The organism is Methylophaga sp. UBA4204 (genome assembly GCF_002379485.1).
Taxonomy (GTDB): domain Bacteria; phylum Pseudomonadota; class Gammaproteobacteria; order Nitrosococcales; family Methylophagaceae; genus Methylophaga.
This window is the reverse complement of the sequence record NZ_DFTU01000100.1, coordinates 41,772-42,335: the sequence shown is the minus strand read 5'-3', so window position 1 is coordinate 42,335 and position 564 is coordinate 41,772. Positions and strand designations below refer to the sequence as shown.

At 39.0% G+C, this 564-nt stretch carries 1 protein-coding gene; it reads left to right on the top strand.

What is annotated here, in order from left to right; translation table 11 throughout:
• Window positions 1-206 precede the first annotated feature (206 nt).
• Window positions 207-548, top strand: a complete 342-nt coding sequence (locus B3182_RS15075; protein WP_292402364.1) for a cupin domain-containing protein — start codon at window positions 207-209, stop codon at window positions 546-548.
• The last annotated feature ends 16 nt before the right edge of the window (window positions 549-564 follow it).

Sequence of the window (564 nt, the reverse complement as noted above, 5' to 3'; positions counted from 1 at the left end):
TAAATTGTTTTCGCAATAAAAATTCAGAAAACGTATTTTGACAATCTGCGGATCTTCTATACCTGATTTTAAACAGGTATCTTTACTAAAAACATGCCAAGTTACTGTTTATAAAAGGCTATACAAACTGAGTACTACTTCAGAAGGATTGTCCCTAATCCAGTGACGTTATTTAATCGGACCGTCACTAACGAAGGAGACATTTTATGAAAATTAAAAAACAGGCTGTTAAAGACCCACAACCAACAATGGGCCTTGATGGTATTAATGCCACATTAGGTGACAGCATCGTTTCAAACAGCCAGGACAAAACACTTTGTGCCGGTTTTTTTCACCTGAACAAAACGGATAAACCACTGGTATATACCTACGATTACGAAGAAATGAAGTATGTCGCAGAAGGTGAATTCTTTATTACGGATGAATCCGGTCAGAAAGTACATGCCACTGTCGGTGACGTGCTGTTTTTTGGCAACGGTGAAACCATTACCTTTGAAACTCCGACACGTGGTGTTGGTTTCTTTGTAGGTCAGCGTAAAGCACTGTAATTTGCTAGGGCGTGTT

Excerpts from the sequence above, each read along its gene's own strand:
- B3182_RS15075 (WP_292402364.1), top strand. The coding sequence starts at position 207 with ATGAAAATTAAAAAACAGGCTGTTAAAGACCCACAACCAACAATGGGC.